Consider the following 26,100-nt stretch of genomic DNA (forward strand, 5'->3'; position numbering starts at 1 on the left):
CCACAAAAAAGCGGGCGAAAAACCAAATCCGGAGCCATCCGTTACCTTCTCGACACGCATCCTTACGTGATCTAGATCACAGCGCGGGAAATAAAATCCGGTCCTGCCGATTCCAAGCGTCATTTTTGAACGCCTGCCGGCGAAACATTTGGCTTCAGGTTCAACAGATTGCCGGTGAGGATCAGCGCGGCGCCGATCACGGTGAGCAGGTCGAGCCGCTCCGAGTAGATCAGCCAGCCGGCGGCGGCGCTCAAGGGAACCCGCAGAAAATCCATCGGGATCACCACAGTCGCGTCCGCGTGCAGCATCGCGCGCGCCATGCAGTAGTGCGAGAACGTGCCACAAAAGGCGATCACGACCACCCAGAACCAGAGATGGGCGGCGGGCCACTGCCAGACGTAGAGCGCGGGAAACAAGCCGGCGGCGGACTGCACCACGAGCATCCAGAACATGATCGCGACCGGCTGGTCGGTGCGCGTCAGCGATTTCACCATCGCGACCGAAATGCCGAATCCGACGGCGGCTGCGAGCGCGATCAACTGCCCCGGATCGACCTCGCTGGTGGCGGGACGAACGATCACGACGACGCCGATGAGACCGAGCGCGATCGCCGTGATCTTCCAGATCGTCATGCGCTCGCCGAGAAACGTCGCGGCGAGAAGCGCGGTCCAGATCGGCATGGTGAATTCGATGGCCACCACCTGGCCGATCGGGATCAGCGTCAGCGCAAAAAACCAGCCGAGCTGCGCTCCATAATGGATGATGTTGCGGCCCACATGCTGCGGCAGGCGCGTCGTCCGCATCGCTGCCAATCCGCCATTGGCGCGGATCAGCGGATACAGCATCAGAAAGCCGATGATCGAGCGCATCTCCATGAGCTGGAACACATTGATCTCGCGCGCGGCCTCGCGTCCGGCGATCGCGATCACCAGCATCAAGGTGAGCCAGCCGGCCATCCACAGCGCGGCGAGGGGTTTGGAGGGCGTACGGTCCATGGGTGAGGCGAGAGGGTGAGGCAAGCCGGTATCGGTGAGCACGCCACAATTTGCAACGGACAAATGTGCTGGGACAGCGATGCGCGGCCTTGCAGATTTGCTGTGGGAGCGAGCGGCGGTTCAATGATAAGCGAACGGAGTTGGTCATTCCGGACGGCGCGCAGTGACGATCCGGAATCTCGAGATTCCGGGTCTGGTCCTTCGGATCATCCCGGAATGACCGGAGAATCAGGGAGGACATTACGCATGCGCATCTTGCAACCGGCCGAATGGTCGAAACCCCGCGGCTTCTCGCACGGCGTCGAGTTCGGCGCTTCGGGCAAATGGATTGTGCTGGCCGGCCAGACCGGCGGCGACGAGAGGGGCGAGTATGCCCCCGACATGGCCGCGCAGGTCGGTACCGCGCTGAAGCGGATCGTCAAGCTGCTCGGCGAAGCCGGAGCGGGACCGGAACACATCGTGCGCCTGACCTGGTATCTGACCAGCCGCAGCGAATACGAGGCCGCCGGCCCCGGTATCGGCGCGGCCTGGAAAGAGACGCTGGGGCGCAATTTCCCGCCCTCGACGCTGCTCTATATCGAGGGGCTGGTCGACTACCGGGCGAAAGTCGAAATCGAAGTCACGGCCTTCGTGCCTGCCGCCTGAAGGCGCCCGCGAAGAACCGCCAGTGCTAGGAAAAATCCGAACATGACCATCTCCCGCCCGACCACCGCCGACTTCGTGACCGCCTTCGCGACCGGCTGGCCCGAACAGCAGCCGCACATCATGGTGCTGTCGCTGACCACGCATAAGGGTGTGCAGGATTTTGCGTTCAATAAGGAGCAGGCGCTCCTGATCGCCAAAACGATCAAGGAGACCGCGGCGAAGCTCGAGAAGCCGAAGACGAGCTGAGCGCGATCAAGCTCTCGATCAAGCATCGCCCGCGTTCGCGCGGGCGATGACCGTTGAGGGGGAGTTATTTCGACAGCGAGATATTCGCGGCGCGGAATTGGCTGTCGGCGCGCAGCGCGATGTGCTGCTTGTTGCCGGTTGTCTTCAGCGAGATGTTGGCGGCAAATCCGGCGGCCTGGGCGACGACCTGGAAGTTGCCGCCGGCGCCGCGGCCCTGAATATCGCCGCCGATATTGCGGCTGGATTCGCTCCAACGGCCGGTGACTTCGCCGCCGGCTGCGACGACATCCGCCGCCAGGTTGAATTTATAGGCGTCGCTGGCGCAGGTCAGGGACATCTGCATGCTGGCCCCGGTCACCCTGTAGACGGCGCGGCAACGAATGCGTTCGCTCGAGCCATCGTCGAGCGTCACGGTGCCGCCGCCGGACCAGGTGCCGGCCATGCCGGCGAAAGTGCTGGATTGCGCATGACCCGGTGAGGCCACCGACGCGGCCCAAAAAAGCGCGACGGCTGCAAAGGTCAGCCGCCGCGCTTTGGCGAAAGATTGCGAAATCTGGCTTGCCTTACTGACGGGACGCTTCCCATCGACCGCTGCACGCGACACCAGCTGAAGCCCCATTCCATTTCCCCGATCCGGAGTTGCCACTGAGTTGACCGTTCGCATATGCACCATTGATCGAGACTCGCACAAGTCCCCCGCTGCCGACGGTGCCGGAAACCGGGCCGCCGGAAATCTTGCCATCGGAGACATTCACGGACGCCGTAGTCTGCGCATCGCAACTGCCCGTTTTTGTGACGACGGTAACTTGCCACAGACCGTCATAGGGGCTCTGCGCGGAGGCGGGAGCGGTGGCAAGGGCCGCGGCGGAAGCAAGGAACGAAACAAACAACAGGTTGCGGATGCGGTTGGAGCGCATGGGTCAGGTCCCCGAAATGTGTGTGATGGAGCGCCTTATCTTGTCACAATGTGTTCAAACTTAGGTGCGACGCAGCACTGAGGAAAGTTCCTGCGACTTCAAACACATCAAGGTGAATCCGGTTCCCGGCCGGGAACAAAAAATCCGCAGATTCCCCCCAATTTGACCCCGATTCGAGGGGCGTTGCGGTATTTTGGTAAGGTCAGTGTTTGGCGTCGGACAGGCTCGGCGCCTGGGTGGCGAATTCCTCCTCCTGCGGAGTGGCCGGGAGATTGTTGTGGGTCTTGGCGTGGAAGATGACGTCCGTCAGCAATTTCTGGCCCAGCGGCGCTAGCGCGCGCTCCCAGAGCTCGCGGGCCGTCTCGCCCTTCTTGACGAACACCCATTCCTGGGCGGCGATGGCGCCCGCATCCATCCGATCGGCGAGATGGTAGACGGTGCCGCCGGCAATGGGATCGCCCTCCTTGATCGTCCATTCGACCGCGGCGATGCCGCGATGCCGGGGCAGGAGCGAGGGGTGATAGCCGATGCCGCCGAGCCTGGATGCAGCCAGCGCCTCACGGGTGACGCGGGCATGGCTGTGCGCGGTCACGATCAGGTCGGTATTGTCAGCGATTTCGGAGGCGGCCACGCGTTTCGGATCGGCCTGCACGACGAGATCGATCCCGGCGGCCCGCGCGGCGGCGGCAAGCCGGTCCTCGCCATCGTGAACGACGACGCGCACGATATCGACCCCGTGTTGGCGCAGGGTGTTGAATGTTGTCACGCCAAAATGGCGGGAACCGACCAGGGTAATCCGCATATGTTCCGTCCGTCGTTAGCCAGGCCGACATGCCCTAGCACACCCCGGCCGGCTGTTTCGATGCTGGCCCGGGGGCTTTTGGGTTATCAACAGGGCGGGGCGGCCGGCTAGCCCCTGACGGCGCGGGTTCGCCGGCGAGGTCTGGTCACCACGAAAGGATACGGAGCGCGGGCTTTGAATAGGGCGGGATCGGCGGCCCGGAGGGTTCGGGCCGTTGCTCGGCCGCCATTTGCAGGCACGCCCGCAGGTCGGCGCTGCATTGCTTCATCTGGTTGCGCAACTCGCGCCGGGAGAAAGTGGTGAGGGCGGGGTCGCCAAGCTGCTGCCAGGCATCGCGCAGCCATTGCTGCAGGGCGCGGATATCGGCTTCGAGGACCTCAGGCTGGTTCATGCCGGTCGGGATCTCAAACGTGATCGCGCCATGATTAGGTCTGATTCTCGCTGCGCCGCCTACTCCGTAACAAAGAGGAGAGCGCAAAAGGCCGCGCTGGAGAGCAGGGAACGCGCATCCTACATGATGGTTGGTGCTCCCTGGAGAGTTCGATGACCCGCTATCCGGCGCTTGTTCTCATCGTCGCGCTTGCGCTGATCGTCCCCGCAAGGGCATTCGCGCAGCTGACCCCGCCGGCTGGCTCGGCCGGCGCGGGTAATTCGCCGATCTCGGGCGTGCCGTTCGGCCCGGCCAATCCGAGCGCGCTTTCCGACCCGAGCGGGATTGGTAATGCCGCAAGGATTCCGCCGCTGCAGCCCAATCCTCGGCCTCCGCCGCTGCCGCCGGTATTGTCCAACCGTACGGTTGATACGCCGTCCCCGCGCGCCCGCCCGGTGACGCCGCCCGGCGCGTCGCAGCGGATCTACAGCGCGCGCCAAGCCTATCCGCGCAAGCCGCCGGTTCGACAGCGGGGCCGCCCCCAAATGAGCACATTCACTGGCATCTGCCGTGGCTGCTAGCGGCCGGCGCGATCGCGACAGGAACGATTTTCTCCCGGCGGACTTATCCGAAGTTAAAGCGCAACACTCATGCGTGCTGGTCCCTGCATGTGCTGATGCCGCGTATTGCAAATTGCCCTTGCGGCAGGGATGACAGGAATGAACCTCCAGCAGCGGACGGCCAAGACACTCCAAAAGGGCCTGTCTGACACCTCAGAGCTTGCCCGCATGCCCCATGAAGAATGGCTGGGCGCGCATGAAGACAGGCTCGCCGTCACCTACGAACATGTCGGGGTCGGGATCGTCGAGATCGATCAGGCCGGGCGGATGCTGCGCGTCAACCAGAAAGTCTGCGAGCTCCTGGGGTATAAGGCAGCCGATCTGCTCGGCCGCTCCATATTCAATGAAACCTCGCCCCTCGACGTCGCGCAGGATCTTGCGCAGTTCAGGCGTCAGATCGCCGGCGAGATCGATCGCTACACCATCGAAAAGCGTCTCGTCCGCAAGGATGGGTCGTGCGTCTGGGCGGAAGTAATATCCTCCAGCGTCCGCGATGCATCGGGCAATTTCCTTTACGCGGTGCGCGTTCAGCACGACATCAGCACCCGCAAGCAAACCGAACAGGCGCTGGCGCGACGCAGCGAGGAGCAGGCGGCGCTGTTCCACTTTTCCGAAAGGCTGCAATACGCGACGTCGATGCCGGACGTTTACGCGGCCGCCCTTGACGCCATCCTGGCGGCGCTCGCCTGCGAGCGCGCCTCCATCCTCTTGTTCGACGACAGCGACGTGATGCGTTTCGTCGGCTGGCGCGGCCTGTCGGACGGCTACCGGCAGGCGGTCGAAGGTCATTCGCCGTGGAGCAGGGAGGAAGGCAATCCGCAGCCGGTCTATTTGGAGGACGTCAGGAAATCAGATGTTTCCGAGGCGTTGAAGCAAACGATCGCGCAAGAACGCATCGCGGCCGTTGCGTTCATTCCGATCGTGATCAATGGCCGGCTCGCCGGCAAGTTCATGGCCTATTATGACCGGCCGCATTGCTTCGATGAGCGGGAGCTCGACGCCGCGCTGACGCTGGCGCGGCAACTCGGCTTCGGTATCGCCAGGCTGCAGACGGAACAGGCGCGGTGCATCGCCGAGGAGCGCGCGCAACTGCTAGCCTCGATCGTGGAGTCCTCCGACGATGCGATCGTCAGCAAGGATCTGAACGGCATCATCCGCACCTGGAATTCCGGCGCCGAGCGGCTGTTCGGCTACCGTGCCGACGAGGTGATCGGCAAGCCCGTGACCATTCTGTTTCCGCCGGGGCGCGAAGACGAGGAGCCCGGCATTCTCGCGCGCATACGAAGCGGGGAGCGCATCCACCATTACGAGACGGTTCGCCGGCGTAAGGACGGCAGCCTTTTGGACATTTCGCTGACCGTGTCGCCGGTACGCAACGGCAGCGGAAGCGTCGTCGGCGCATCGAAGATCGCCCGCGACATCACCGATCGCACGGAAGCCGAACGCAAGCTGCGGGAGAGCGAGCAACGCCTTTCCGAATTGCTCGCGGCCATACCAGCTGCGATCTACACCACCGATGCAGAGGGGAAGATCACCTATTTCAACCAAGCGGCGGTCGAATTCTCGGGCCGGACGCCGGTGCTCGGCAGCGACGAATGGTGTGTGACGTGGAGGCTGTTCCTGCCGGACGGCACCCCGCTTCCGCACGACCAGTGCCCGATGGCGATCGCCTTAAAAGAAGGACGCGCCGTGCGCGGCGCCGAGGCGGTCGCCGAGCGCCCAGACGGCACGCGGGTGCCGTTCATTCCATTCCCGACGCCGCTGCGGGATTCATCCGGCAAGATCACCGGCGCCATCAACATGCTGGTCGACATCAGCGAAAGACGGCAGGCGGAAACCCAGCAGCGGCTGCTCCTCGATGAGCTCAATCATCGCACCAAGAACAACATGCAGATGCTGCAGTCGCTGCTGTTTGCGGCGGCAAGGACCGCGCGCAGCGAGGAGGCGCGAAAGGTCCTGAACGAATCCAGTGCGCGGATCGCGGCGATGGCGGCGGCCCAGCGCGTGCTGTACGGCCGAAGCGATGCGAGCCGCTTCGCGACGGCAGAATTCCTGCCGGCGGTCTGCGAAACCATCCGCCAGTTGCTGCCGGCGGGCGTACGCATCGAGTGCGGCGCCGCGCGCGGCGTGCTTTCCAACGATGTGGCGATGCCGCTCGCGCTGATATTGAACGAACTGTTGACCAATGCGGTGAAGCACGGCGTCAAGGATCATGCGAGGCAAGGTGTCCGGGTCAGCCTCACCAGCCGGGATGAACGGCTCACGCTCTGCGTCGAGGATGACGGGGACGGATTCGACCTCGAGGAGGTACGCAAGAAAGCGTCCGGGCTCCAGCTCGTGCTTGGCCTTGCACGTCAATTGCACGGAACGTTTCATGTGACGAAAAATCCCTCGCGGGCGTGCCTCGATTTCCCCGCCGCGAAAATCTAGAGCTGTGACCGATGATGCCGCAGCAGAACGCGGAGCAGTTTGCGTCTCCGTCCGAACATGATCGCAGCCCGCCGCCGCCCGTCGAAGAGATCCGGCGGACGGAGGACAGGCAGTTGCCGCTGCGCGTCCTGATCGTCGAGGATGATTTCCTGATCGCCATGCAAACCGAAGTCGCGCTGACCGCGGCCGGCTTTGAGGTTGTCGGTCCGGCCACCACAGCCGAGGAGGCTGTTGAACTGGCCCGCGAAACGCAGCCCTGGCTCGCCGTGATGGACATCCGCCTCGCCAGCAGCCGCGACGGCATCGATGCCGCGCGGGAATTGTACGAGGGCTTCGCCATTCGCTGCATCTTTGCCACCGCGCATGACGACGCCCATACGCGCGGACGCGCCGAGCCCTATGCGCCGCTCGGCTGGCTGCCGAAGCCGTATACGATGGCCTCGCTCGTCACCGTGGTTGCCGAGGCCGTTGCGCAGTTGAAGCGGCCGTAGCGCACCGGCCTTTGCCGGTTTGGAACGCCGGTCTGGAACTTTCCGACTCTTCCCGAATTTGGCCCCCGAGCAGGACGAGGGATACAGATGGCCAAGCGCTGGAGTGCCGAGGATATCGACGAACTCAAGAATCTTGCCCAAAAATATTCCGTTCAAGCGATTGCTGAAAAAATGGATCGAACCGTGGGCGGCGTGGCATTCAAGGCCCATCAGTTGGGCGTGCCGCTCAAGTCGCGTGCGCAGGCAACCGATCCAAGCTACCTAGATTTCGATTGGGCAAAGTCCGGCGAGAACAAATCTAAGCCTGAGGAGATCCAGTCGGGCTGACTCCCGCGGGCGTCGCTTCAGGCGAAGTTCTCGCCGGCAAAATCAGGCATCGGTGCGATAGGCGTCCAGCGCGTGCGCAGCGAAGATGCCGACGCTGACGAGCGCGAGAATGGCTGACAGTTCGATCATTGCTCCACCTCCCGCGTACCGATGGCAGCGAGGAATCTGCCGCGTGACTGGTTCCAGATGAAATCGAAGATGAGTTGCATGTTGACGTCCCTGTTTTTCTGACAACGAGGGACGGGGCACTTTGTTTCCGTTATCAGTTGAGGCCAGTCGCGAATGCGGCGATGGCGCGGCAGAAGCTAGATCGAAAACGGCAGGACGTTAGGCCAGCGCTTTTTCATGCCGGCGGCAACCTGGACGGCGAGGCGATTTTTCCGCTCGGACCGGGCAGGAGGGCTTGGCTTGCATGCGACGATCAGCCGCCCGCTGCCGACCGCGCTGGCGCCTGACATATCGTTTGGATCGCGTATGCACCAGCATCGTTCCGGATATTTATGATCCTCTCACCGAAATTTCAGCCTGGCCATCGGGCCTGCGTTTTACGGTGAGAGTGCGGCGCACAACGGTTTTGCTTTGGTCTCATGCGAATCTGAGCGCAGCTTGGGATGCGGCATGTCATCGGGGATGACATGGACGTTATCGAACTCGTGATTTACAGCCTGCTGGCAATGTGGGGACCGCCTCTGTTGTTCGCGGCGTATTTGTTGCAGCCGCTCAATGAGCTGTCTTGCAATCCAGATCATGAGAAACAGCCAGCCGGCCATCGCGATCACGACGGCGATCTGATAGTTCACCTTCCGCCACACTGGGCACGCTGCTCTTCCTTTAAGAGGACAAGGCCGCCCGGCGATGGCGACCGCCAGACGGCCTTGCTGGTGTGGGCCGGACGCTTGGGGAACGCCGGTGCTTGATCACTAGGCAAACGCGTGAGGCGCGGCAACCGAACTCGCAACTTAACCTAACCAGTCAACCCTACCGGTCGCGGTGTCTTCGCCCGTCGAGCCGAAAGACTTGTATTGCGATGGAAGACCCAGCGCGATCTCGCGCCCGCTGGGAAGATGGACCAAGGGACTGGTTCGCCGGTGAGCGCAGAACGAGCTTCAACAAATCTTTCCGGTACGTTCACTTCTGAACAGACGTTGCATCTTTTTCCCGGACTAATACGGCTTTCCACGCCAAACTGTATTTGCGTGCGTCCGGCGGTCGCCAATGACCGCCGGACTATTTGCATCCGGGCGGCACGCGAGCTTTCCGCAGCGCGGCCTTTATCGGGATGAATTTGCCGTGCCCCCGAGCAACAGGGCTGATGTCGCCAGATCAAATGAACTGCAGGACGATCCAGGCCAGCAGACAGATCCAGCCGGCCGTCGCAACGCCGATGGCGACCAGGTAGTTAGCGATCATCCACTTGCGGCGCACCGTATCGAGCTCGCTGTTCGACATCCGGTTGCGGTGCCTTGGGCCTTAACGGATCGAGCTGTGCGAAGTTGCTGCGGGACAGTCGTCGCTTAGCCTACGTCCGTTCGGGCGCGATCGTCTGTCCAGCTCACGACTTTGGAGCAAAGCAGGCTGAAGAAAGAGCCGAGAACTCACCGGGCAGGTTGGAGCCAACCATCTGGAGAACCGATCCACCCGGTGCTTGGTCTACGCGAAAACCCATTGGCTCCGGCTGTGCTTGGCGAGCTCGTCGCACAGCGCGTCGATGGTTGCCCGCAGATTATCCCGTCGCGTCATCAGGGCGCGTGCCGTCATGGGAAACGCGACGTGACCGGGGTCGCGCGTGGGGCTGCCCTGCAGTTCGGCTTCAATGCTCTGATCGAGCAGGCTAGCGGCATTCTTCAAGTCCCGCACCACGGCTTCGGTCTGCTGCCGGTTGCGCTGAAGCGCATCGATCATGGCGAGCCGCTTGCGTTCCTCGATGGCACGCTTTTTGGCCTCGGCGGCGGTCGGTCGCTCAATGCCTGTCTCAAGATGGTACTGCCGGGTCATCTGTCACTCCGCGATGGCACAAGGTTGGACGGTTTGCGTATTGCTGTGGTGCAAGAGCAAGAGGTTTGCCAATCTAGGCTGAAAAACCGCCCAGACGCGGCGGGATCCGTATTCATGCGGGGGAGCCGGCAGGGCGTGCGGCGCCGATTGCTGGCCGATCACGATCAAGAGGTCGCACACGCGCTATTCTGCCAACGGTAGCCGCGATTGCGTTCGTGTTGGCGACGATGCCTTGCAGAGATCATAGCGCGTGACAAATATCCGGCGGCAAATCCGATGACAAACATTGCCGCCAGGAGAAACAGGGAAGATTCGATGCCCATGGCGTTTTACTCGTAGTCTGCCCGGTTTGATCCCGGACAAACATCAAGCGCGATGCCCCAGTTCTGTTCCTGATTTCTCGCGGACGCCCCTGGCCCTTCTGGTTGTATTCGCCTGGATGCCGTCACCCTCGGCTTTCACGCCCTCCGTATCTTCAGCGGCAGGAAGCTCCTTGCTGTCGATATCACTGGGCAGGGAAACGGAATCCGCTTCGACCTGCGCATGCCGGCTCCACGCAAGGCCGGCAAAGCCTAAGAGCACAAGGACGACCCCGCCGATCATCAGCCAATGCGGTAAGCCCAAGGATGCCATCGCTCGCTCCCAACAAAGGGGAGTGAAGGCTTTTCGCGGCGTTTCGTCCGTCCGCCTTCTGACTCAGGAACCCGGGCAGCGGCCTCGGCGCGTGGCGTATGGCCAGGGCTGCTAAAGCAAGGAACCAGGCCGAGCTGCAGCTTACGCGGAGTTGACGGTGCGGCTGGCGCTATCGATGGCGGATCTGTCCGCGTTATCAGCCGCGCATTGTCTGGGGAATAGGCCGCCGCGCCTTGCCGGAGTCGCTCCTCACGTCGGCACCTCGATGGCCGCAGATCGTGCAGACGTATAGGCTTTCCAGATCGGACAGCCGCAGGCTCGCAGGCCAGCAACCTGTGTCCAGCACGACCGAATGATCGCACGTGTAGTCGCCGCAGAACACATGCAGCCGGCGAGAGCCGGACCGTCGCATGTCCCCAAGAGTGATTGTCTGCTCGTATGCCATGGGCCAAGTCTGCCAAGAACCACACGCAGCATGAATATACCGTTCGGTATAGACTGACCGAGTGGTGAGGCTCGGGATGTGCCGTTCGCGGCTAAACCAGGGCAGGGATAGGCTTTCAGGGAAGGGCGGGGCCGCCTCGAGGGCAACTTGAGGCGGCCCCTGGCTCGCGCAGGACGTACGTGGGGGGTAGGCCAATCTGCGCGGCTTGCAGCCACGCTAGACCTCTTTGGATCGGCCGCAACGAGACTCGATGGTTAAGCTTGGCAATTAAGCTTGATGCGCCGCGCGCAGGTTAATGCTGGAACTGGCCCGGTGGCTGCAGAGATCTGCGCGGGATCGTTAAGCTGCCGGTGCAATGAGCGCTATTGATCCCCGCGCGGTGAAGGGAAGCACCAGGTTGGCAGAAGCCCGAAGCGCGTCGAGCAGGACAATCAGGCAGCCAGGTTCATCGGTGCGGAGAGCTTGTCTGGCGGGACCACTACCACCTCAATTTTCGAGGTCGTTTTATCGACTCGTCCACAGTTCGGGCAATGGAACAAATGGCTGATCATGTCCCGCGCCTCCAAGGTGGACCGCGTCCATTTCATGTCGATGTGACATGACGGGCAAATTGGAGGCTCCAATGCCTCGAATGCTCGCCTGATTCTATCCACCATGGCGCCGAGTGCCCAATTTTCTCATTCCATCGTATAGCGACGGCGCAAGCTATCTCGGTACCCAGCGCCGGTCAGCATTCTAGCTAACACTAAAGTGGAATTGTCCAGTACATCAATTATCAGCCTCTCGTCGGCATCCGGCGACCATGAATACCTTAGCTGCGGCCGTGTGTTTCCGCCGGCAACAATCATGATGACGTCGTCGGATAGACTGGCCGCACGTCGGCCCGCCGCTTCGCGCGGGCTTTACACACGACGTGCGGTTCGGGTGCTCGAAATCCTACACGATCCGTCAGCGATCGGCGGGCAGGGTGTTGGAGAGCTAAAGTTATAGTCGCTGCAATAGACGATGACGCCGAAGGCCCCGGACTCCCGCATCCTGGTGTTTTTCTCCTGGCGCGGCATGCGCCCAATTCTGCCAAGAATCGGCCGCAGCCTGAACTAGCCATTCCGGAGGTGACCGGCGGTGGCACTGGCCCGGCGCGTGTCGTCCGGAAGCGTCGTGCGTCGGGCCGCCCTCACACGGATTTGCCTTCTTAGCCCGGCATAGTGATTCGGCGCTCGAAAGAGCGCGTCTTGAGGGACGGCTCTGGCGCATTAGCCCCCAGCCCCGCGCCAGAGCCGTTTCCCTTGCCGCGGGAATTCGGTCGATACGGGTGCCGGATTATTGCGGTACGCACATCTGCGATCGCCGATCCCAGCGATGATATGGGCCGCAAGGTGGGGCTGGCCGGGAGGTTGCCGGACACACGTTCCGGACGGGGAGAGCCTGCTGCCATCCATCGCGAACACACCCGCCTCGCGGCGCGACGCTACACCCAACACCGCATCCGCCTGCCGCCGAAGCTGGCTCACCAAGGGCACACACGGCGAGGCAAAGGCCGAGGCACACTGGGCGTAGGGTCATCTTGCGAAGCTCCCGGCTGATTAAGTTGCGGCCCCGGCTCGGGGAGAGACCGGGGCCACAGCGTGCCTTCAGCAGGCTTTGGGGGCAGAAAGCTGAAGGCCGGGGTAAATGCGGGTCACCGGCGATTGTTCCTGAACAAGCCGAGCCGCGCCCCGACCGGTAGTCGTTGTCCATTGGTCACGGCCACATGCCGAAGCTGCGGCCTCGACTGCTCTCGACACCGGGGCCGCCAGTCCGCCTCCAGGCTGCGATGAAGGGCCGGAGGCCACGTTTGCGAGGTGGCGAAATGATCGTTCCTCTGCGCCGGCTTGCGTAGAGAGAGCGCCAGGCATTCATAGATTCGAGGCAGCCTTCCAAACAACCATGACCACCAAAATGGTTGAGCACGCGAGAAGAAGAATTGTCGAGTCAACAGCGGTTGTTATTGCGCTGTATCTGAGCCGGGGTCGGAAGGACGCGCATTGTGATGGCGAGGGAGTTCGGCCAGTCCGACGCCGAAGTGAACGCCTCTTTTCCATCCTGTTCACGCTGCTCGCTGCCAGCTGCAGTCTTGCTGCGGCTGCTGAACCCTGCCGACGGTGCGCACTGGGATGGTGGCGATGCCCTTGTTGACGCGCCGGGCTTTATTCTCAAAGAATATCTCTCCGGAGACACCTCCGGCGATCATTGCGATGCATATGATCGAAACCAAGCTCTGGACGCCATGGAACCAGATTATGTCGCTCACAACCTCAAGAAAAAGACCCGCAAGTAGCACATAACCGGCCAGCCGCGCGCGACGCATATTATGGTCGTAGTCTTTGCCGAAGTTTGGATCGGAATGGTCGTCTAAGTGTGGAGTCATGGCCGATAGTCCCCTATTTGCCAGGCCGGACCAATCCGTCCTTGTCGGTGATCTATACCCAGCCTCCAGGAACCACCGTGATGAGCATCACTCAGTATGCGCCGGTGCACCTTGCGGGCTAGTGAACCTCATGAGGCGCGGAAACGGTCGTTGCGGTGTGACCCGGACTCCCAGGCGCACTGGGCCTCGTTTATTGCGGCCAACCGATCCTCAAACTGCTTTTCTATTTTCGCTGGCTGACGCTTGCAGGCTTCCTTGTTGCCCGGAGTAGTCTGGCCGGACATCAGCGCCGCCTCGAGTCGGGGTTCATGCAGGTTTCCAAGATCGAGTGCCCTCGTTCCGTAGCGGTGTAGCCTTACCGCGCCTCATCGGAAGCGCGATATTTTGCGCGTCGTTCTGGGCGCATTTTTTGCGATTGGTTGCGGAACTCACAGTCCGATGGTGAGGCAGGAAAATTTGATTTGAGCGACAGAAACTCGCCCGATTTTACGGCGAAGAGCGCACCATCACTGACATGGGAAGGGCCGAGCGTTGTGATTGATGGCTCGATGCATTCTCAGTTGTTGCTGTTTGCAAGTTTGAGTTTGGTTGAGTTCAGAGGTCGAGGATGATTAAGCGAGGAGATCGCGTAAAACTCACCGCGCGCGTCGCAGCGGCGTTCAATAACAACAAGCGTCCAGGCAAGTTTGACTGGACTGTTCGACGCGGCGTAGTCGAGCGCATATCCGCCAATAAAGTACACGCCTTCGTGCTTTGGGACGGGCGGAAAAGCCCCGACGAGTTGCCGATCAGCGGCATCGAGCCGGGGTAGCGCAAAGGTGTAGGTATTGGCGCCGCGCGCGCAACCTGGCGAGATTGTTCTTACGAAGGTCCAATGGGAGCTGCCGTAAATTCTCGCCCTCCATCATGAGCACGTCGAAGGCGTAGAACTGCACTTTGTCATTGTACTTGCGGCTGTGCAGACCATTGAAATCCGATCGGCCATCAACGCCGAGCAGGACGGCTTCGCTGTGTGCAACTGCTCCGCTCGCGAGGCCAAAAGCCTGAGCTTTTGCGTAGCCACCATTGCCTCCACATTGGCCATCAGCCCCGATACCTCCATTCGACGTTGCGTCTCCACCTGCACCGCCTCTGCTGCTGGATGAAAACCCGCTGCTTTTGCCACCGGCACGCCAACGGCTGGACGCTGTAGCGGAGCCAACACCAGTGTCTGATGGGTTAGGAGTCGATCAAGCGGCAGTAGGTTCGGTTGCCCGATAGCTCCTGCGGTAGGCGAGAAATCCAATCCCCGCAAACGATGGATGCCGCATCGGCTCGTCGCCAAATGCGCCGTGCTGCGCGAAAGCTTGGCGAACTGATGCGAATGACAGAGGGGGGCCTTTCGCAATGCGAACGTGTAATGCCTAAGGCGTGGCACTCCAGCTTGCCGTAATGCGAGCTTTGTGCTCGACTGCCGACGCGTCCTTTTTCCAAGTTAAGGGAGAGCTGAGCATGAAGAAAATAATTCTTGTCGGTCTGGCGATCTTCGCTGTCTCCACTTCTGGCGCTTTGGCAGCCAAGAAAATGGCGAAGCCGAAGGCGCCTGCCGCCGCCGCCGCCACGACCACGAACACGGTTGGCGCAGCTCCGCCCATGTTGGGCCAGGTCAGTGCCGCCGACCGCGCGCTATATGAGAAAAGTCAACGCGAGTCCGGAATGAAGAAGTAATAGAGGGATAAGCTGCTCCAGCGCACGACTGCGCTGGATGGCTAGGTGAGTAAGGCCGCCGCAGTTGGCGGCCTTTTTCATTTCAGAACCTCATACTCGAAGGCGACGCCCGGGATCGTTCTCCTCGAACCACTTCCGTGGCATCCACATTGGCGAACACCTGGCCAGCGATCGGCGGCCAAGTTGGTCGAGTGGGCTGCAGCGGTAGTAAGATGTCGATGCGGAAGACGCCGGAGTCCCGCATCTCTCCGAAGGTGATCTTCTGTTCGCGGGGCATGGGCCAGGTTTGCCAAGTATCTGCCGCAGCCTGAATTGGCCATTCCCGGGGGTGACCGGCTATGGCACGGGCCCGGCGCGTGTCGTTCGGAACGTAGGCGAACGCGACGTACAGCGTAGCGGCAGGCGCGAGGATTAGCAGCGCAATTCCATGACGACTTCTCCATCGGAGGAGCGCTCGCGCCGGTCGCAAATTGTAATCCGTTACCCCGTGTTACCCCGGACCGCTCCTGACATGGCAAAGCCCCTTACTCCTGTTGCCGTCAAGAGCGCCAAGCCGGGCGTCAAACGTCTCGAGATCCCCGACCCGGGCTGCCAGGGTCTGTACTTGGTGGTTCAGACCGGCGGCGCGAAATCCTGGGCATTCCGTTACCGCTTCGCGGGCAAACCCAAGAAGCTCACCATCGGGCCCGTCTACATTGGAAGCGGCAAGGGGGACGCGCCGGAAAACGCTGCAGGCGCTGTGCAAGCCCCTGATCCAATCCTCGCGGCCATTGAGGCGCACAAGGCAACCACTGCCAAAATGCTCTCGTGGGTCGATCGCTACGTCAAGCTCGAAAACGAGCTGCCGGCGGAAAGACGTCGCTCCGACGTAAGCCGCGAGGAAATCGTCGAGACGGACGATCCGCGATGGATCGAAGCAGAACGAGAGGTTGGGCTGGCCTGGGATGCGGAGGCCGCCGCGGCGTGGGCGCTTCTCGAAGTGCTCCCCACGACCAGAGAGGGCTTGCTGATATTGATCGAGCACGCAGTGTCCAGCCGCGAGCCGTGGCGGGATGACTGGCAACTCGGCTTGCTTGAGAACATCGCCGAGGCCCTCCCGCAACTCTGGCAGGAAGGGAGGCTCTGATGGTGCAATACAGTACAGATGAATGCTCGGAAGGCCTATTATCGATTGACCTTGGACTGATCGCCATCAACGAGACCCACGCGGTCTTCTCGATCCGCATTCCGCGGGCAACTCTCGCCGAGAACCACGGCTTCCTCAACGTTATCTCGGATATTGCGGGCGATGACGGCAGGCTGCAACTACCGGCGCACGATCTTCCGGCGCCGGCTCCGACAGGCAGGCTGAGGGCCGCGTCGGCATCGGGCTGGTTAGGATGGATCACCCAAAGGAGGTTTGGATCACTGGCGAAACGTGCCTGACGTCTGACTGCAACTGGCAAGAACGGGCCCGGCCTCACTGCCGGGTCTTTTTCATGGACGACAACGCTCTAACGCCGCGTGATGCGCGATGCTGGGATCGCGACGAAGATCCGGAAGGGCAGGGCTCGACGTACCCACCGGTCACGCCGGCAGGCCCTTTAAAGCAGCGTCGAACAGGTTGGCTGGACCAGTTAATGGCCGCCGAGCGTCCTTATAAACCAGTTCAGAGCATCGGCCGTTACTTGGTCGACGTCGCCATTGCCTCTGCCGGTCCCGGTCGTTGGCGAGAAGGTATTTCTCACTCTCTCTGCGAGCTCGCGTGGCAGGGGGTGAAAGTAATTGGGCCAATTCTTCAACTGGTTTTGCCAGAGACCAACAAGCTCCGTGGTCGCGTCCCCATACGTCTCATTGAGCACATCGGGTGCAAGCCGGTCCCGAAGTGCTTTGCGGGTGGCGTGGGAAACGCCCGACTCGTGGAAGAAGATAAACAAAAGGGCATTATGCAGGTTGGCCACTGCCGGGCCACGGTCGCCAGCGTGAATAGGATGAATGGTCTGCATCTGTCGCCTCCCTTGGCTGGGTACCAGTTGATTAGACTGAACTATCGCCGGACCGGTTCAAGGACTTTTGGCGCTTAGGACTGGTTTTGGCGGAGTAGCAGGAGAGGGATCCGCCGGTCACGCCGGCTGGCCCTTTGGTCAGATCGTCGCCGTGCCCTGGGGGCATCTGTCGGCCGTATTCCTTGCGGGGAGGCTCGCATTCCAACTCCGGAGCGTCTCCTCTCGGCCCTTTGGCTCCAAGCACGCGAGGACACAGCCACCGCCGACCGAGCGTCCAGCCGCGGTCCATTTCGCATTTCTAGGAACTGTATGGGCTGTCGCCGATTGAAGGGTCGTCCAACGCGCACATAAGGGGTGCGTGTCATGCGCCTTCAGACTTACAGGGACGAAAGACGCTCCAGACATTTCGACTTGATCGGTGGCAAAGGACACCCGTGGTCCATTGACCTAGTCACGGTCACGGCAGCGGGCATCCTGGTGGTAGCCTTCGCGTGTGCCCTCGTGGCCCTATCGGTCCGATAGCCGCACAAGGGAAAGCTGCTCACGACACATCAAGCCGGCTTTCCTAAAGCCCGGTCTCACGCAGGGCTTTTTATGGAAGCCGACGGCAACTGTTGCCAGGATTTTCCGCCGCGACAAATCCCGCGTTTCCGGCAGTTTTATCGCGCTACCGAAGCGGGCCGCTACCCAGCCAGCACGCTGGCAATCGATGAGATTGGTGGCGCAACCTTGCTCTAGCCGCGCGTTTCCGTTGGTGGGTAACAATAGCAGGAGCCGCCCGGGCTGTCACCGGACGGCTCTTGTCGCAACTGCCGGTTCGTGACCGATCCATTGCGTGAATTTCGGCGAGGCCGCGAAGATCGCCCTCTTCGGACCAGCCTCTGATCGTTCGGGTATGCGCCCCGCTTCGACTACGATGAGAATAATCGATAGAATTTTAACGACAATCGAAACACAAAATTAACGTTACTCCATCGGCGAAACCGAGGGCCCGCCGGTTCACGCTGCTGGCCACCATGGAGCACCCCGAAAGATCCGATTGGATAGCCTGAAGCGCAAGTACGGGGAGCCTTTCATTTGGCTATCAAGGGAATGTGCCGAAGCTAGTTTGTTCTCGGCACAGGAGACGCATCTCACTTACGGCCCCAGCCCCCCACGCCCCCCGCTGGGGCCGTACTCTAGTTGGCAGCAGTCCTCGGCACCTGCCAGACGATTTGCCAATACCAGGGATCACCACCATGGCGTAGGTGATCCGCCTGCCTAAACGCGTTGTCGGCTAACCGCGCCTCATTTGGCCTGTTGGAAGTCCGGCCGGACTCGGCGCCGCGCTTGCCGCACGCCTGGCAGACAAACTGCGGCTCGATATCAGACAGCCTCACTTGATCCGGCCAGCCATCAGCGGGCAGGCGAGTGGAGTGGCTGCAGCGATAGTCGCTGCAGAAGACATCGACGCGGAAGACGCCGGAGGCTCGCATCTCTCCGAAGGTAATTTTCTCTTCGTGCGCCATTAGGCCCACCGAATCTATTCAGGAGCTCCACGTGCGATCTCCGCACCAGAGGCATTCGAATATATGAGTGACGTCTCCACTTTCAGCCTCAACGAACGTTTTGACAAGCGTGAGCCTTCGCCCGCACCGGCGGCAGTCATGGTTTGATTGGTCACGGACAGTGGCAATCTTCTCGGCTCGAAACAGCTCCATATCGGGGCCCCCACCCCAGAGAAAAAGGGAGGATAGGAAGCATCTGTTTTGGAATTGCTAAACCTGCCGTGTGGGCCGTAGTCTTACGGCAACGCTGTCTCAAAGGCGTGGCTTCAGGTGGGGGTAACCCTATCGGAACTTAACTCCGATTGAATTTATCGCGCGCCATATGACGGCGCAGCCGTATTTTTTATCTTCAGTAATCCAAAGCGTGAATTGAGCCGGGATAGCACAGGGGCTCTCGACCTCCAGTGCCGCCCCCGTCTCGGACTGGTTACGAACCATACAGGCGATGGTGCGCCCGCTAAACTCAATACGTGCTGATTTCAAGTTTCTTCATTCCAACCGGCATCACTTGTTTCCGCTATCGCAGCTAGCGCGCATCGTCTGTTCGCTAGTGAACGAAAGCGCGGTGGGTGGCGCCCAATTGTGCTCAAGAATCAGATCGAGCTTGAATAGGCCATTTCGGGGCGCCTCGCAGTTGGCAAGGCTTGGCGCATGTCGTCCGGAAGCGTCGTTCGTCGGGCAACCTAGAACGTTTCCATCATCCCATGTGAACAAACTGTGACCTGAACCGTCTTATTCTGATGGAGATGGTCCATGGATCAGATTGAAGATCCCCGGGAACTAGAGCGCCAGATCGACCACGCGACCCGGATTGCTTCGCGTATCAATGACCAGACGACCGTGGAGCGGTTGAGGGCCTGGATCGAGGAGCTAAGGCAGAGGCTGCAGGTCGCCTGGAAGCGAGACGCACAAGACAGGCGATCAGTGCACGCGCCCGGGAGATTTGGGAACAGAACGGATGCCCTGCAGGCCGCGACTTGGATTTTTGGCTTCAGGCCGAGTCCGAAATAAGCGAGCGCAATCGGCAGTAATCTACTGCCTCAGTATTGGCCGCTCGGGCGTGTGCCTGTACGTGCCGATGCGTCGATCCAATTGCCATAGCTCCACGTCGTGGCCGTCAACGAGCTGCTTGGCGAGCTCGATAGCCTCAAGCTCATCGTTGCACCGCAGATCAACGCGATCCTGGATATGACCGTCTGGCCCCATGATGAACGCACGGTACCCTTGCATCTGCTGGCTCCCAACAGAGACTGAGAGACCAATAAATGCTTTCTCGTGGGTCCCGTTCCAGATCCGAAGCTCCTACCGCCCTGCACAGGGGCCGGGCTTCCTAGTCATGCATCCGGCGAAGGCGGAGCGCGACGTACAGCGTAACTCCAAGCGCGAGGATCAAAAGCGCGATTTCCATCACGACTTCTCCATCGGAGAAGCGCTTACGTCGATCACGAACTGTTACCCAACACGTTACCCGACCGACATTTCAACGATTCATTGGAAGCACGAGAATAGCAAAATATTAATGTTATCAATGGTGAGCGCGGAGGGACTCGAACCCTCGACCCCATGATTAAAAGTCACGTGCTCTACCGCCTGAGCTACGCGCTCACTTGCCGCGCTGTGTAGGGGGCGAGCCCATGCGGGTCAATAGCGCCGGCGTGGCAAATTGGTAGTTTGCCCAAAGACAATTCCCTTTGGATAGCTAACGCTTAAGTCCGCTTCTTCAACCGTCCGCCGGCCGCCATCCACTGCGGTTAATTGCCCTCCAGGGGCCTAATTAGCCTCGCGGCGGATTTCCGAGGCGACCGGTTGGGACTGGCTGGTGACGCTCGGCAGGCTGACCGGGCGCAGCCCGATCAGTTCCGCGGTCCGCACCGCGCTGTTGCGCCACCAGGCGAACGAATTGGCGCGGGAATTTTCCAACAGCGCGATCGCGACCGCCGAAAGGAACGGCAGGCTCTGCAGCACCAGCACGCCGGCGAAGATGTAGATTTCGCGCACTTGCTTGAAGCCGTTGGTGACGACCAGCACGGCGGCGCCGATCAAGAGCAGCACGCCGATAACGGCTTCCCAGAACGCCTGGAATTCGATCGACATCCGCGACAGGCCGCCCTTGGAGGTGCGGGCGAAGGCGATATGCTCGGTGATGAGGCCCTGCGCCACGGCGCGCGAGACGGTCCACTGCACGCTCATTGCCGCGATCATGGCGCCGAGCATCTGGCCGGCCTTGATGTTCACGCGCAGACGGTACAGCGACAGGAAGTGCGCCAGCGAGACGACAAAAGAGGCGATGATCGGCAGCGTCAGGATCTTGTCCGGTACCGCGATGTCGGCGAACGCCACGATCGGCACCCAGATGATGTTGAGGATCGCCACCACCACGCCGAGGCTTTCGGCACCCAGCCAGTTCAGCCAGCCCAGCGAGAATTCGCGGCGCTGGTCCGGGGTCAGCCGGCTCGCGCCGGGCAGGAACCGCCGCCAGTGCTTCTTGACGATCTGCAGGCCGCCATAGGCCCAGCGGTGGCGCTGCTTCTTGAAGGCTTCATAGGTGTCGGGCAGGAGGCCCTCGCCATAGCGCACATTGGTGTAGTGCGTCAGCCAGCCCTGCTGCTGGATGGTCAGGCCGAGATCGGTGTCCTCGCAAATGGTATCGCTCGACCAGCCGCCGGCCATGTCCATCGCGGCGCGGCGGATCAGGCACATGGTGCCGTGCACGATGATGGCGTTGTGCTCGTTGCGCTGGACCATGCCGATGTCGAAGAACCCGGCATATTCCCCATTCATGATGTAGTGCATCAGCGACACGTCGCCGTCGCGATGCTCCTGCGGTGCCTGCACCAAGCCGACGCGCGGATCGGCGAAGGCCGGGACGAGGTCCTTCAGCCAGTCCGGATGCACCACATAGTCGGCGTCGATGATGCCGATGATCTCGGCGTCGGCGGCGGTGCGGTCCATGGCGATGCGCAGCGCGCCGGCCTTGAAGCCCTTCACCTTCTCGGCGTTGATGAACTTGAAGCGTTCGCCGAGCGCGCGGCAGTGATCCTGGATCGGCCGCCAAAATTCCGGATCGGGCGTGTTGTTGATGATGCAGACGCACTCGAAATTCGGATAGTCGAGCCTTGAGACCGCATCGAGCGTCTGCTTCAGCATCTCAACCGGCTCGAAGTACGCGGGGATGTGGATCGAGACCTTCGGGAAGGCGATGTTCTCGCCGATGGTGGCGGGCGCCAGCGGCGCACTCTTGGCGATCAGCCGGCGCGGGCCGCGGCCGAACGCGACCGCCGCGATCTCGTCGATCCGCGCCATCGCGATCAGGACCAGCGGAACCAGCAAGATCAGGCCGAGCGTCAGCGCAAAGGCCGAGCCGAGCACGAAATAATGCCCCATCCAGTAGGCGAACACGGTGGCGGCCCAGGCGCCGACGCCATTGGCGGCCGCTGACAGCATCAAGGCCTGCAAAACGGTCGGCTGCTCGATCCGCAGGATCGGCAGCGACATCAGGATGCCGACAAGAAGCGCGATCGCGGCCAGCTTCCAGTAATTCTCGTTCACGATCGGCCCGGTCCAGGCGAATTTCGCTTCGCGGTCGGCATTGAGAATGCCCCAGTAAGGGCCGACACCACCTTCGAAGAACTTCCAGGGCTGATCGATCGCCTCGACGATGTTGTATTCCATGCCGATGGCTTCGGCGCGGGTGACGAAGTTGCGCAGCACCGAGGCCTGCTCGAACGGACCGGGCTCGGCGTTCCGCAAATTGTAGCCGGCGCTGGGCCAGCCGAATTCGGCGATGACGATGCGCTTGCCCGGGAATTTTTCGCGGAGCAGCCCGTAGAGATAGACCGCCTGATCGACCGCCTGCTTGTCGGTGAAGTTTTCCCAGTAAGGCAGCACGTGGGCGGCGATGAAATCGACGGACGAGGCGAGTTCCGGATTGTCGCGCCAGATGTTCCAGATTTCGCCTGTCGTGACGGGAACGTTGACCGACTTTTTCACCCGCTTGATCAGCTCGATCAGGTCTTCGACCTTCTGCTCGCCGCGGTAGATGGTTTCGTTGCCGACCACGATGCCGTTGACGTTGCTGTTGCGCTTGGCGAGCGTGATCGCCGCGTCGATTTCGCGTTCATTGCGGTCGGAATTCTTGTCGATCCAGGCGCCGACGGTGACCTTGAGGCCGAACTCGGCGGCGATCGGCGGCACCAGCTCGACGCCACCCGTGGATGAGTAGAGACGAATCGCGCGCGTCATCGTCGACAGCTTCTTCAGGTCCGCGCGGATCTTCTCGACCTGCGGAAGATTGTCGACGTCGGGATGGGCGCTGCCTTCGAACGGCGCATAGGATACGCTCGGCAGGATGCCGCGGAAATCGGGAGCGGGCTGCTTGTCCTGTAACAGGCCCCACAGCCCGGCGTGAGCTGCGGTGACAAACAGCAGAACGGCTACGACGGCACGCATCGGAGGCTAAACCATACGGGGCTGCGATTTTTGGGAAGCGAACCTGTCCCCTAGGTTCGACCGGCACGGCGGCATCATAAGGATAGTCCTGCCCTGCGTTTTCACAACTGGTACGACGCCATGACTTTTTTAAGGACGGCGAGTTGAGGGCGCGGCCGATCCAAGCGCCGGACAGATAGGATCGTTCCTGTGAACGTATCCTGAATGCCCGGCGATCGATTTCGCGGGAGGCTATTTCGCCGGCGGCGCGGGCGCGGCGCTGGGGGCGGGCGAGGGCGAAGCGGCCGGCGCCGGCGTTGCGTTGCCGGCGGGTGCCGCCGGTGCCGGGCTTGCCGCGGCGGTCTGCGGCAGGGCCCCCGGATTGATCCAGCAGGCATGGATGCGGCTGGACAGGGTTTCCGCCACTTTCGGGTCGATCTGGCCGCCAAAGCGGGTCAGGCAGCGGAAGGCGGCCTGGACGTGACCGCCGGGGCAGCCGAACCGGTCATAAAGGTCGAGATGCCGGAATGCTGTATCGAGGTCGTCCCGCCACATCAGGCTCACCACGCGGCGGCCGAGCCAGACGCATTCGGGGTTGCCGGCTGGGCCGTTGATGGCCTGCTGGGCTTCGACGAATTCGTCGGCCTTGCGCTGGTTGTCCTTGTTCGCGTCGGCGGCATTGCCGGCCGGCGCCTTGCCTTGATCCTGGGGGGCGGGGGTGCCGCTCTGGGCCAGCGCGCCAGCCGATCCGATCAGGAGCGCCAGGCCGGCAGCGGCAAAGCGCGTCAAAATCGCAACTCTTGGATCAAGCATCCGTCGACGCATACATACCCCGATCAAAGTTTCCGGCCGCGCCAGCGGCGGGCAGTGGTGGTTTGGCTTGTTGCCGCCCAAATTGGTCTCCATTGCGGCGGAGACATCAGCGATTCACATGACGGGTATTTCAGATTTTGTCCAGCAAAGTCACAACTTTATCGCAGCGGCGGTTAAACTGCCGCAGGCCGCGCGGCGCAATTGGAGCATCGTGCATCTTGGCAGAACGCCGGTGAACGGGTAATCGACGGGCCCTGCCCGGAGGATGGAACCGATTTCTCTTCGTACGCCGCTGGCGCTTCTCCTGTCATCTCTCGCTATGATCGCGGCCCTGTGGTGGTGGCTCGCCACGCCGATCACGCTTGTGCGCGCGCCGATCGACCCGGCGGCCAAGCTGCAATGTGTGTCCTACGCGCCGTTCCGCAACGGCCAGACGCCGCTGATCCCGAGCACGCAGATCCCACCGGAGCAGATCGCGCAGGATCTGGCGCAGCTCGCCAAGATCACCGACTGCGTGCGGACCTATTCGATCGACAACGGGCTCGACCAGGTCCCGGCGCTGGCGGCCAAGGTCGGGCTCAAGGTGATCCAGGGCATCTGGCTCTCCAGCAACCGGACCAAGAACCTCGCCCAGGTCGCGGTCGCGATCGAGCTGACCAAGGAGCATCCCGGCGTCATCACCGCGCTTGTCGTCGGCAACGAGGTGCTGCTGCGCGGCGAGATGACGACGGCGGATCTCGCGGCCCATATCCGCTCGGTGAAGTCGCGCGTGACCGTGCCGGTCACCTATGCCGATGTCTGGGAATTCTGGCTGCGCAACCGCGAGATCTATGACGCCGTCGACTTCGTCACCATCCACATCCTGCCGTACTGGGAGGACATCCCGGTGCGCGCGAAATTCGCCGCCGGCCATGTCGACGACATCCGCAAGCGGATGGCGGTGGCGTTTCCGAACAAGGAAATCCTGATCGGCGAGACCGGCTGGCCGAGCGCAGGAAGGATGCGGGACGGCGCGCTGCCCTCGCGCACCAACCAGGCGCGCGTCGTCTCCGAAATCCTGGACCTCGCCAAGCGCGAGAAATTCCGCGTCAACCTGATCGAGGCCTATGACCAGCCGTGGAAGCGGCAGCTCGAAGGCACCGTCGGCGGCTATTGGGGCATGATCGACGATGCGCAGCGGGCGGTGAAATATCCGCCGGGCGAGCCGATCAGCAATTATCCGTTCTGGAAGGTCCAGATGGGCTGCGGCATGGCGCTCAGCGTGTTCGTGTTCCTTTCGGGCTGGCTGACGCTGCGGCGGCGGCCGTGGAAGCCGGGGGTAGCCGCCTGGATCGCAGTCGGCACCTCCGCGACAACAGCCGGCATGCTGTTCGGGGTCGCTGCCGACAAGATGTGGTTCGAGAGCTACGGCTTCGGCGGCTGGCTGCAATGGGGCGCGCTGCTCGTGGCCGCGATCGCCTCGCCGATGCTGTGCGCCAACGCGGCGATGTCGGGACGGCCGCTGCCGACCTTCCTCGAACTGATCGGCCCTCGCGATATCAGGGCCAAATACGTGCTGCCGGCGCTGCTCGGCCTCGTGCTTGTTGTCACCACGCTGATCGCGGCGGCAACCGCGCTCGGCTTCGCGTTCGATCCGCGCTACCGCGACTTTCCGTTCGCCTCGCTGACGATGGCGGTGGTGCCGTTCGCGGCGCTGATGCTGCTGAACCGGCCGAAAGAGGGCACGCGGCCGATCGCCGAAGCCTCCTTCGCCGGCCTCTTGGCCGCGTGCGCGCTGTTCATGGGCTTCAACGAGGGCGGCCAGAACTGGCAGTCGATGTGGACCTGCGCGATCTATTTGCTGCTGGCGCTCACGCTGTGGCGGGCGCGGGCCGTGCAAATCCCAGAATAAGCAGCCCGATCGCAAGTCCCGACAGCACGATATTATAGAGCACGATCCCGAAGCCGGCCGCGATCAGCCCGCCGGTGAGCAGCACGATCGACGGGCGCATCACGTGAAGCGTCGCGATGACCAGCGCGGTGATGCCGAATACCGAATTCTTGAACAGGTAGGTGGCGAGCGACCGCGCCTTGCAGAGCATGCTCTGCAGCCCGGCATCGCAGGCCAGCGCCACGGTCGAGAGCTCGACCGCGAGATAGCGCAGATAGAGGGCGTAGCCGACGGTGACAAAGCCGACCACCAGCAGGAATTGGACTTGATAGGGCGTAAGCCGGAACGGGGATTTTTTCATGCGCGCAATATGGTCGGGATTGACGGCAAGGACAACTGCAACAACAGGCGCTCCTTCGCTGCGATA

General features: G+C 61.9%; 28 protein-coding genes, 1 tRNA gene and 3 pseudogenes. 16 read left to right on the plus strand and 16 right to left on the minus strand.

Going from position 1 to position 26,100, the window contains the following annotated elements; translation table 11 throughout:
• Positions 1–119 precede the first annotated feature (119 nt).
• Entirely contained in the window at positions 120–995 is an 876-nt protein-coding gene (locus tag RX331_RS18605; RefSeq protein ID WP_317257894.1) for a DMT family transporter, read from the minus strand.
• A gap of 246 nt (positions 996–1,241) precedes the next feature.
• On the opposite strand from RX331_RS18605, the gene RX331_RS18610 reads away from it, so the two are divergent.
• A complete protein-coding gene (locus RX331_RS18610) occupies positions 1,242–1,640 on the plus strand; it encodes a RidA family protein (RefSeq protein WP_317257895.1) in 399 nt (132 codons plus the stop codon).
• A 42-nt stretch (positions 1,641–1,682) separates the two neighbouring features.
• A complete protein-coding gene (locus tag RX331_RS18615) occupies positions 1,683–1,886 on the plus strand; it encodes a hypothetical protein (protein WP_283027599.1) in 204 nt (67 codons plus the stop codon).
• Between the two features lie 64 nt (positions 1,887–1,950).
• Here the strand turns inward: RX331_RS18615 and RX331_RS18620 are convergent, their stop codons facing one another.
• The 4 genes from RX331_RS18620 to RX331_RS18635 all read right to left on the minus strand — a co-directional run bounded on the left by RX331_RS18620 (position 1,951) and on the right by RX331_RS18635 (position 3,996).
• Positions 1,951–2,505 (minus strand): hypothetical protein, encoded by a 555-nt coding sequence (locus tag RX331_RS18620; RefSeq protein ID WP_410708239.1) that lies wholly within the window; start codon positions 2,503–2,505, stop codon positions 1,951–1,953.
• Positions 2,450–2,803: a hypothetical protein gene (locus RX331_RS18625; RefSeq protein WP_317257896.1), complete on the minus strand. Its 354-nt coding sequence runs from the start codon at positions 2,801–2,803 to the stop codon at positions 2,450–2,452. Before RX331_RS18625 ends, RX331_RS18620 begins: the two co-directional genes overlap by 56 nt.
• A 202-nt stretch (positions 2,804–3,005) precedes the next feature.
• Entirely contained in the window at positions 3,006–3,605 is a 600-nt protein-coding gene (locus RX331_RS18630) for a formyltransferase family protein (RefSeq protein WP_317257897.1), read from the minus strand.
• 145 nt (positions 3,606–3,750) lie between these two features.
• Positions 3,751–3,996, minus strand: a complete 246-nt coding sequence (locus RX331_RS18635; protein ID WP_317257898.1) for a hypothetical protein — start codon at positions 3,994–3,996, stop codon at positions 3,751–3,753.
• A 152-nt stretch (positions 3,997–4,148) separates the two neighbouring features.
• On the opposite strand from RX331_RS18635, the gene RX331_RS18640 reads away from it, so the two are divergent.
• The 6 genes and pseudogenes from RX331_RS18640 (at position 4,149) to RX331_RS18655 (ending at position 7,843) form a co-directional block, all read left to right on the plus strand.
• On the plus strand, positions 4,149–4,556 hold the full coding sequence (locus tag RX331_RS18640; protein WP_317257899.1) for a hypothetical protein: 408 nt from the start codon (positions 4,149–4,151) through the stop codon (positions 4,554–4,556).
• A 207-nt stretch (positions 4,557–4,763) separates the two neighbouring features.
• Positions 4,764–5,621, plus strand: a pseudogene (locus RX331_RS38815) (PAS domain S-box protein); the annotation flags it as partial.
• A 66-nt stretch (positions 5,622–5,687) separates the two neighbouring features.
• A pseudogene (locus RX331_RS38820) lies at positions 5,688–6,617 on the plus strand (PAS domain S-box protein); the annotation flags it as partial.
• 105 nt (positions 6,618–6,722) lie between these two features.
• Positions 6,723–7,025, plus strand: a pseudogene (locus tag RX331_RS38825) (ATP-binding protein); the annotation flags it as partial.
• 11 nt (positions 7,026–7,036) lie between these two features.
• Positions 7,037–7,516: a response regulator gene (locus RX331_RS18650; protein WP_317257901.1), complete on the plus strand. Its 480-nt coding sequence runs from the start codon at positions 7,037–7,039 to the stop codon at positions 7,514–7,516.
• Positions 7,517–7,603: 87 nt separating this feature from the next.
• The gene (locus RX331_RS18655) at positions 7,604–7,843 is read left to right on the plus strand and encodes a hypothetical protein (RefSeq protein ID WP_317257902.1); all 240 of its coding nucleotides are present in this window, start codon (positions 7,604–7,606) and stop codon (positions 7,841–7,843) included.
• A gap of 545 nt (positions 7,844–8,388) precedes the next feature.
• Here the strand turns inward: RX331_RS18655 and RX331_RS18660 are convergent.
• From RX331_RS18660 to RX331_RS18675, 4 genes are all read right to left on the minus strand, one after another.
• Positions 8,389–8,643, minus strand: coding sequence for a hypothetical protein (locus tag RX331_RS18660; protein WP_317257903.1), 255 nt, complete (start codon positions 8,641–8,643; stop codon positions 8,389–8,391).
• A 523-nt stretch (positions 8,644–9,166) separates the two neighbouring features.
• The gene (locus RX331_RS18665; protein ID WP_317257904.1) at positions 9,167–9,292 is read right to left on the minus strand and encodes a hypothetical protein; all 126 of its coding nucleotides are present in this window, start codon (positions 9,290–9,292) and stop codon (positions 9,167–9,169) included.
• A 201-nt stretch (positions 9,293–9,493) separates the two neighbouring features.
• Positions 9,494–9,838 carry a hypothetical protein gene (locus tag RX331_RS18670; RefSeq protein WP_317257905.1) on the minus strand — a complete coding sequence of 115 codons (345 nt, stop codon included), beginning with the start codon at positions 9,836–9,838 and terminating at the stop codon, positions 9,494–9,496.
• 366 nt (positions 9,839–10,204) lie between these two features.
• Positions 10,205–10,471 carry a hypothetical protein gene (locus RX331_RS18675; protein ID WP_317257906.1) on the minus strand — a complete coding sequence of 89 codons (267 nt, stop codon included), beginning with the start codon at positions 10,469–10,471 and terminating at the stop codon, positions 10,205–10,207.
• 2,474 nt (positions 10,472–12,945) lie between these two features.
• Between RX331_RS18675 and RX331_RS18680 the strand changes: the two genes are divergently transcribed.
• The 5 genes from RX331_RS18680 (at position 12,946) to RX331_RS18700 (ending at position 16,455) form a co-directional block, all read left to right on the plus strand.
• On the plus strand, positions 12,946–13,233 hold the full coding sequence (locus RX331_RS18680) for a hypothetical protein (protein ID WP_317257907.1): 288 nt from the start codon (positions 12,946–12,948) through the stop codon (positions 13,231–13,233).
• A gap of 697 nt (positions 13,234–13,930) precedes the next feature.
• The gene (locus RX331_RS18685) at positions 13,931–14,134 is read left to right on the plus strand and encodes a hypothetical protein (RefSeq protein ID WP_317257908.1); all 204 of its coding nucleotides are present in this window, start codon (positions 13,931–13,933) and stop codon (positions 14,132–14,134) included.
• Positions 14,135–14,814: 680 nt separating this feature from the next.
• Positions 14,815–15,030, plus strand: coding sequence for a hypothetical protein (locus RX331_RS18690; protein ID WP_317257909.1), 216 nt, complete (start codon positions 14,815–14,817; stop codon positions 15,028–15,030).
• A 511-nt stretch (positions 15,031–15,541) separates the two neighbouring features.
• Positions 15,542–16,156, plus strand: a complete 615-nt coding sequence (locus RX331_RS18695) for an Arm DNA-binding domain-containing protein (protein ID WP_317257910.1) — start codon at positions 15,542–15,544, stop codon at positions 16,154–16,156.
• Positions 16,156–16,455, plus strand: a complete 300-nt coding sequence (locus RX331_RS18700; protein ID WP_317257911.1) for a hypothetical protein — start codon at positions 16,156–16,158, stop codon at positions 16,453–16,455. Before RX331_RS18695 ends, RX331_RS18700 begins: the two co-directional genes overlap by 1 nt.
• Before the next feature lie 191 nt (positions 16,456–16,646).
• Here the strand turns inward: RX331_RS18700 and RX331_RS18705 are convergent, their stop codons facing one another.
• From RX331_RS18705 to RX331_RS38830, 3 genes are all read right to left on the minus strand, one after another.
• Complete coding sequence (locus tag RX331_RS18705; protein WP_317257912.1) at positions 16,647–17,015, minus strand: hypothetical protein; 369 nt, start codon at positions 17,013–17,015, stop codon at positions 16,647–16,649.
• A gap of 1,178 nt (positions 17,016–18,193) precedes the next feature.
• Positions 18,194–18,523, minus strand: coding sequence for a hypothetical protein (locus tag RX331_RS18710; protein WP_317257913.1), 330 nt, complete (start codon positions 18,521–18,523; stop codon positions 18,194–18,196).
• 321 nt (positions 18,524–18,844) lie between these two features.
• Positions 18,845–19,000 (minus strand): hypothetical protein, encoded by a 156-nt coding sequence (locus RX331_RS38830; RefSeq protein WP_410708290.1) that lies wholly within the window; start codon positions 18,998–19,000, stop codon positions 18,845–18,847.
• Positions 19,001–19,503: 503 nt separating this feature from the next.
• Between RX331_RS38830 and RX331_RS18715 the strand changes: the two genes are divergently transcribed.
• Positions 19,504–19,593, plus strand: coding sequence for a DUF2934 domain-containing protein (locus RX331_RS18715; RefSeq protein ID WP_317258175.1), 90 nt, complete (start codon positions 19,504–19,506; stop codon positions 19,591–19,593).
• A gap of 79 nt (positions 19,594–19,672) precedes the next feature.
• A complete protein-coding gene (locus RX331_RS18720; protein WP_317257914.1) occupies positions 19,673–19,816 on the plus strand; it encodes a hypothetical protein in 144 nt (47 codons plus the stop codon).
• Positions 19,817–20,091: 275 nt separating this feature from the next.
• Here the strand turns inward: RX331_RS18720 and RX331_RS18725 are convergent.
• The 3 genes from RX331_RS18725 to RX331_RS18735 all read right to left on the minus strand — a co-directional run bounded on the left by RX331_RS18725 (position 20,092) and on the right by RX331_RS18735 (position 23,815).
• Positions 20,092–20,167, minus strand: a tRNA-Lys gene (locus tag RX331_RS18725).
• Between the two features lie 165 nt (positions 20,168–20,332).
• Positions 20,333–23,011: a glycosyltransferase gene (locus RX331_RS18730; protein ID WP_317257915.1), complete on the minus strand. Its 2,679-nt coding sequence runs from the start codon at positions 23,009–23,011 to the stop codon at positions 20,333–20,335.
• A gap of 231 nt (positions 23,012–23,242) precedes the next feature.
• Positions 23,243–23,815 carry a beta-1-3, beta-1-6-glucan biosynthesis protein gene (locus tag RX331_RS18735; protein ID WP_317257916.1) on the minus strand — a complete coding sequence of 191 codons (573 nt, stop codon included), beginning with the start codon at positions 23,813–23,815 and terminating at the stop codon, positions 23,243–23,245.
• Between the two features lie 253 nt (positions 23,816–24,068).
• Here RX331_RS18735 and RX331_RS18740 point away from each other — a divergent pair, with 253 nt between their 5' ends.
• Positions 24,069–25,694, plus strand: coding sequence for a beta-(1-6) glucans synthase (locus RX331_RS18740; RefSeq protein ID WP_317257917.1), 1,626 nt, complete (start codon positions 24,069–24,071; stop codon positions 25,692–25,694).
• Here RX331_RS18740 and RX331_RS18745 read toward each other — a convergent pair.
• Positions 25,654–26,034 (minus strand): hypothetical protein, encoded by a 381-nt coding sequence (locus RX331_RS18745; RefSeq protein WP_317257918.1) that lies wholly within the window; start codon positions 26,032–26,034, stop codon positions 25,654–25,656. The two genes, RX331_RS18740 and RX331_RS18745, sit on opposite strands and share 41 nt — an antisense overlap.
• Positions 26,035–26,100 lie beyond the last annotated feature (66 nt).

The sequence above is a fragment of the Bradyrhizobium sp. BWA-3-5 genome, from assembly GCF_032917985.1.
Classification (GTDB): Bacteria; Pseudomonadota; Alphaproteobacteria; order Rhizobiales; family Xanthobacteraceae; genus Bradyrhizobium.

What these genes read in the sequence shown, in the direction of transcription:
- RX331_RS18680 (WP_317257907.1), top strand. Translation starts at nt 12,946, where the DNA reads ATGGCGAGGGAGTTCGGCCAGTCCGACGCCGAAGTGAACGCCTCTTTT.
- RX331_RS18700 (WP_317257911.1), top strand. Translation starts at nt 16,156, where the DNA reads ATGGTGCAATACAGTACAGATGAATGCTCGGAAGGCCTATTATCGATT.
- RX331_RS18650 (WP_317257901.1), top strand. Translation starts at nt 7,037, where the DNA reads ATGATGCCGCAGCAGAACGCGGAGCAGTTTGCGTCTCCGTCCGAACAT.
- RX331_RS18670 (WP_317257905.1), bottom strand. Translation starts at nt 9,838, where the DNA reads ATGACCCGGCAGTACCATCTTGAGACAGGCATTGAGCGACCGACCGCC.
- RX331_RS18695 (WP_317257910.1), top strand. Translation starts at nt 15,542, where the DNA reads ATGGCAAAGCCCCTTACTCCTGTTGCCGTCAAGAGCGCCAAGCCGGGC.
- RX331_RS18625 (WP_317257896.1), bottom strand. Translation starts at nt 2,803, where the DNA reads ATGCGCTCCAACCGCATCCGCAACCTGTTGTTTGTTTCGTTCCTTGCT.
- RX331_RS18745 (WP_317257918.1), bottom strand. Translation starts at nt 26,034, where the DNA reads ATGAAAAAATCCCCGTTCCGGCTTACGCCCTATCAAGTCCAATTCCTG.
- RX331_RS18620 (WP_410708239.1), bottom strand. Translation starts at nt 2,505, where the DNA reads ATGGGGCTTCAGCTGGTGTCGCGTGCAGCGGTCGATGGGAAGCGTCCC.
- RX331_RS18640 (WP_317257899.1), top strand. Translation starts at nt 4,149, where the DNA reads ATGACCCGCTATCCGGCGCTTGTTCTCATCGTCGCGCTTGCGCTGATC.
- RX331_RS18730 (WP_317257915.1), bottom strand. Translation starts at nt 23,011, where the DNA reads ATGCGTGCCGTCGTAGCCGTTCTGCTGTTTGTCACCGCAGCTCACGCC.
- RX331_RS18735 (WP_317257916.1), bottom strand. Translation starts at nt 23,815, where the DNA reads ATGCGTCGACGGATGCTTGATCCAAGAGTTGCGATTTTGACGCGCTTT.
- RX331_RS38830 (WP_410708290.1), bottom strand. Translation starts at nt 19,000, where the DNA reads ATGGTTCGTAACCAGTCCGAGACGGGGGCGGCACTGGAGGTCGAGAGC.
- RX331_RS18635 (WP_317257898.1), bottom strand. Translation starts at nt 3,996, where the DNA reads ATGAACCAGCCTGAGGTCCTCGAAGCCGATATCCGCGCCCTGCAGCAA.
- RX331_RS18675 (WP_317257906.1), bottom strand. Translation starts at nt 10,471, where the DNA reads ATGGCATCCTTGGGCTTACCGCATTGGCTGATGATCGGCGGGGTCGTC.
- RX331_RS18710 (WP_317257913.1), bottom strand. Translation starts at nt 18,523, where the DNA reads ATGGCGCACGAAGAGAAAATTACCTTCGGAGAGATGCGAGCCTCCGGC.
- RX331_RS18630 (WP_317257897.1), bottom strand. Translation starts at nt 3,605, where the DNA reads ATGCGGATTACCCTGGTCGGTTCCCGCCATTTTGGCGTGACAACATTC.
- RX331_RS18690 (WP_317257909.1), top strand. Translation starts at nt 14,815, where the DNA reads ATGAAGAAAATAATTCTTGTCGGTCTGGCGATCTTCGCTGTCTCCACT.
- RX331_RS18705 (WP_317257912.1), bottom strand. Translation starts at nt 17,015, where the DNA reads ATGCAGACCATTCATCCTATTCACGCTGGCGACCGTGGCCCGGCAGTG.
- RX331_RS18605 (WP_317257894.1), bottom strand. Translation starts at nt 995, where the DNA reads ATGGACCGTACGCCCTCCAAACCCCTCGCCGCGCTGTGGATGGCCGGC.
- RX331_RS18685 (WP_317257908.1), top strand. Translation starts at nt 13,931, where the DNA reads ATGATTAAGCGAGGAGATCGCGTAAAACTCACCGCGCGCGTCGCAGCG.
- RX331_RS18740 (WP_317257917.1), top strand. Translation starts at nt 24,069, where the DNA reads ATGGAACCGATTTCTCTTCGTACGCCGCTGGCGCTTCTCCTGTCATCT.
- RX331_RS18610 (WP_317257895.1), top strand. Translation starts at nt 1,242, where the DNA reads ATGCGCATCTTGCAACCGGCCGAATGGTCGAAACCCCGCGGCTTCTCG.
- RX331_RS18655 (WP_317257902.1), top strand. Translation starts at nt 7,604, where the DNA reads ATGGCCAAGCGCTGGAGTGCCGAGGATATCGACGAACTCAAGAATCTT.
- RX331_RS18665 (WP_317257904.1), bottom strand. Translation starts at nt 9,292, where the DNA reads ATGTCGAACAGCGAGCTCGATACGGTGCGCCGCAAGTGGATGATCGCT.
- RX331_RS18615 (WP_283027599.1), top strand. Translation starts at nt 1,683, where the DNA reads ATGACCATCTCCCGCCCGACCACCGCCGACTTCGTGACCGCCTTCGCG.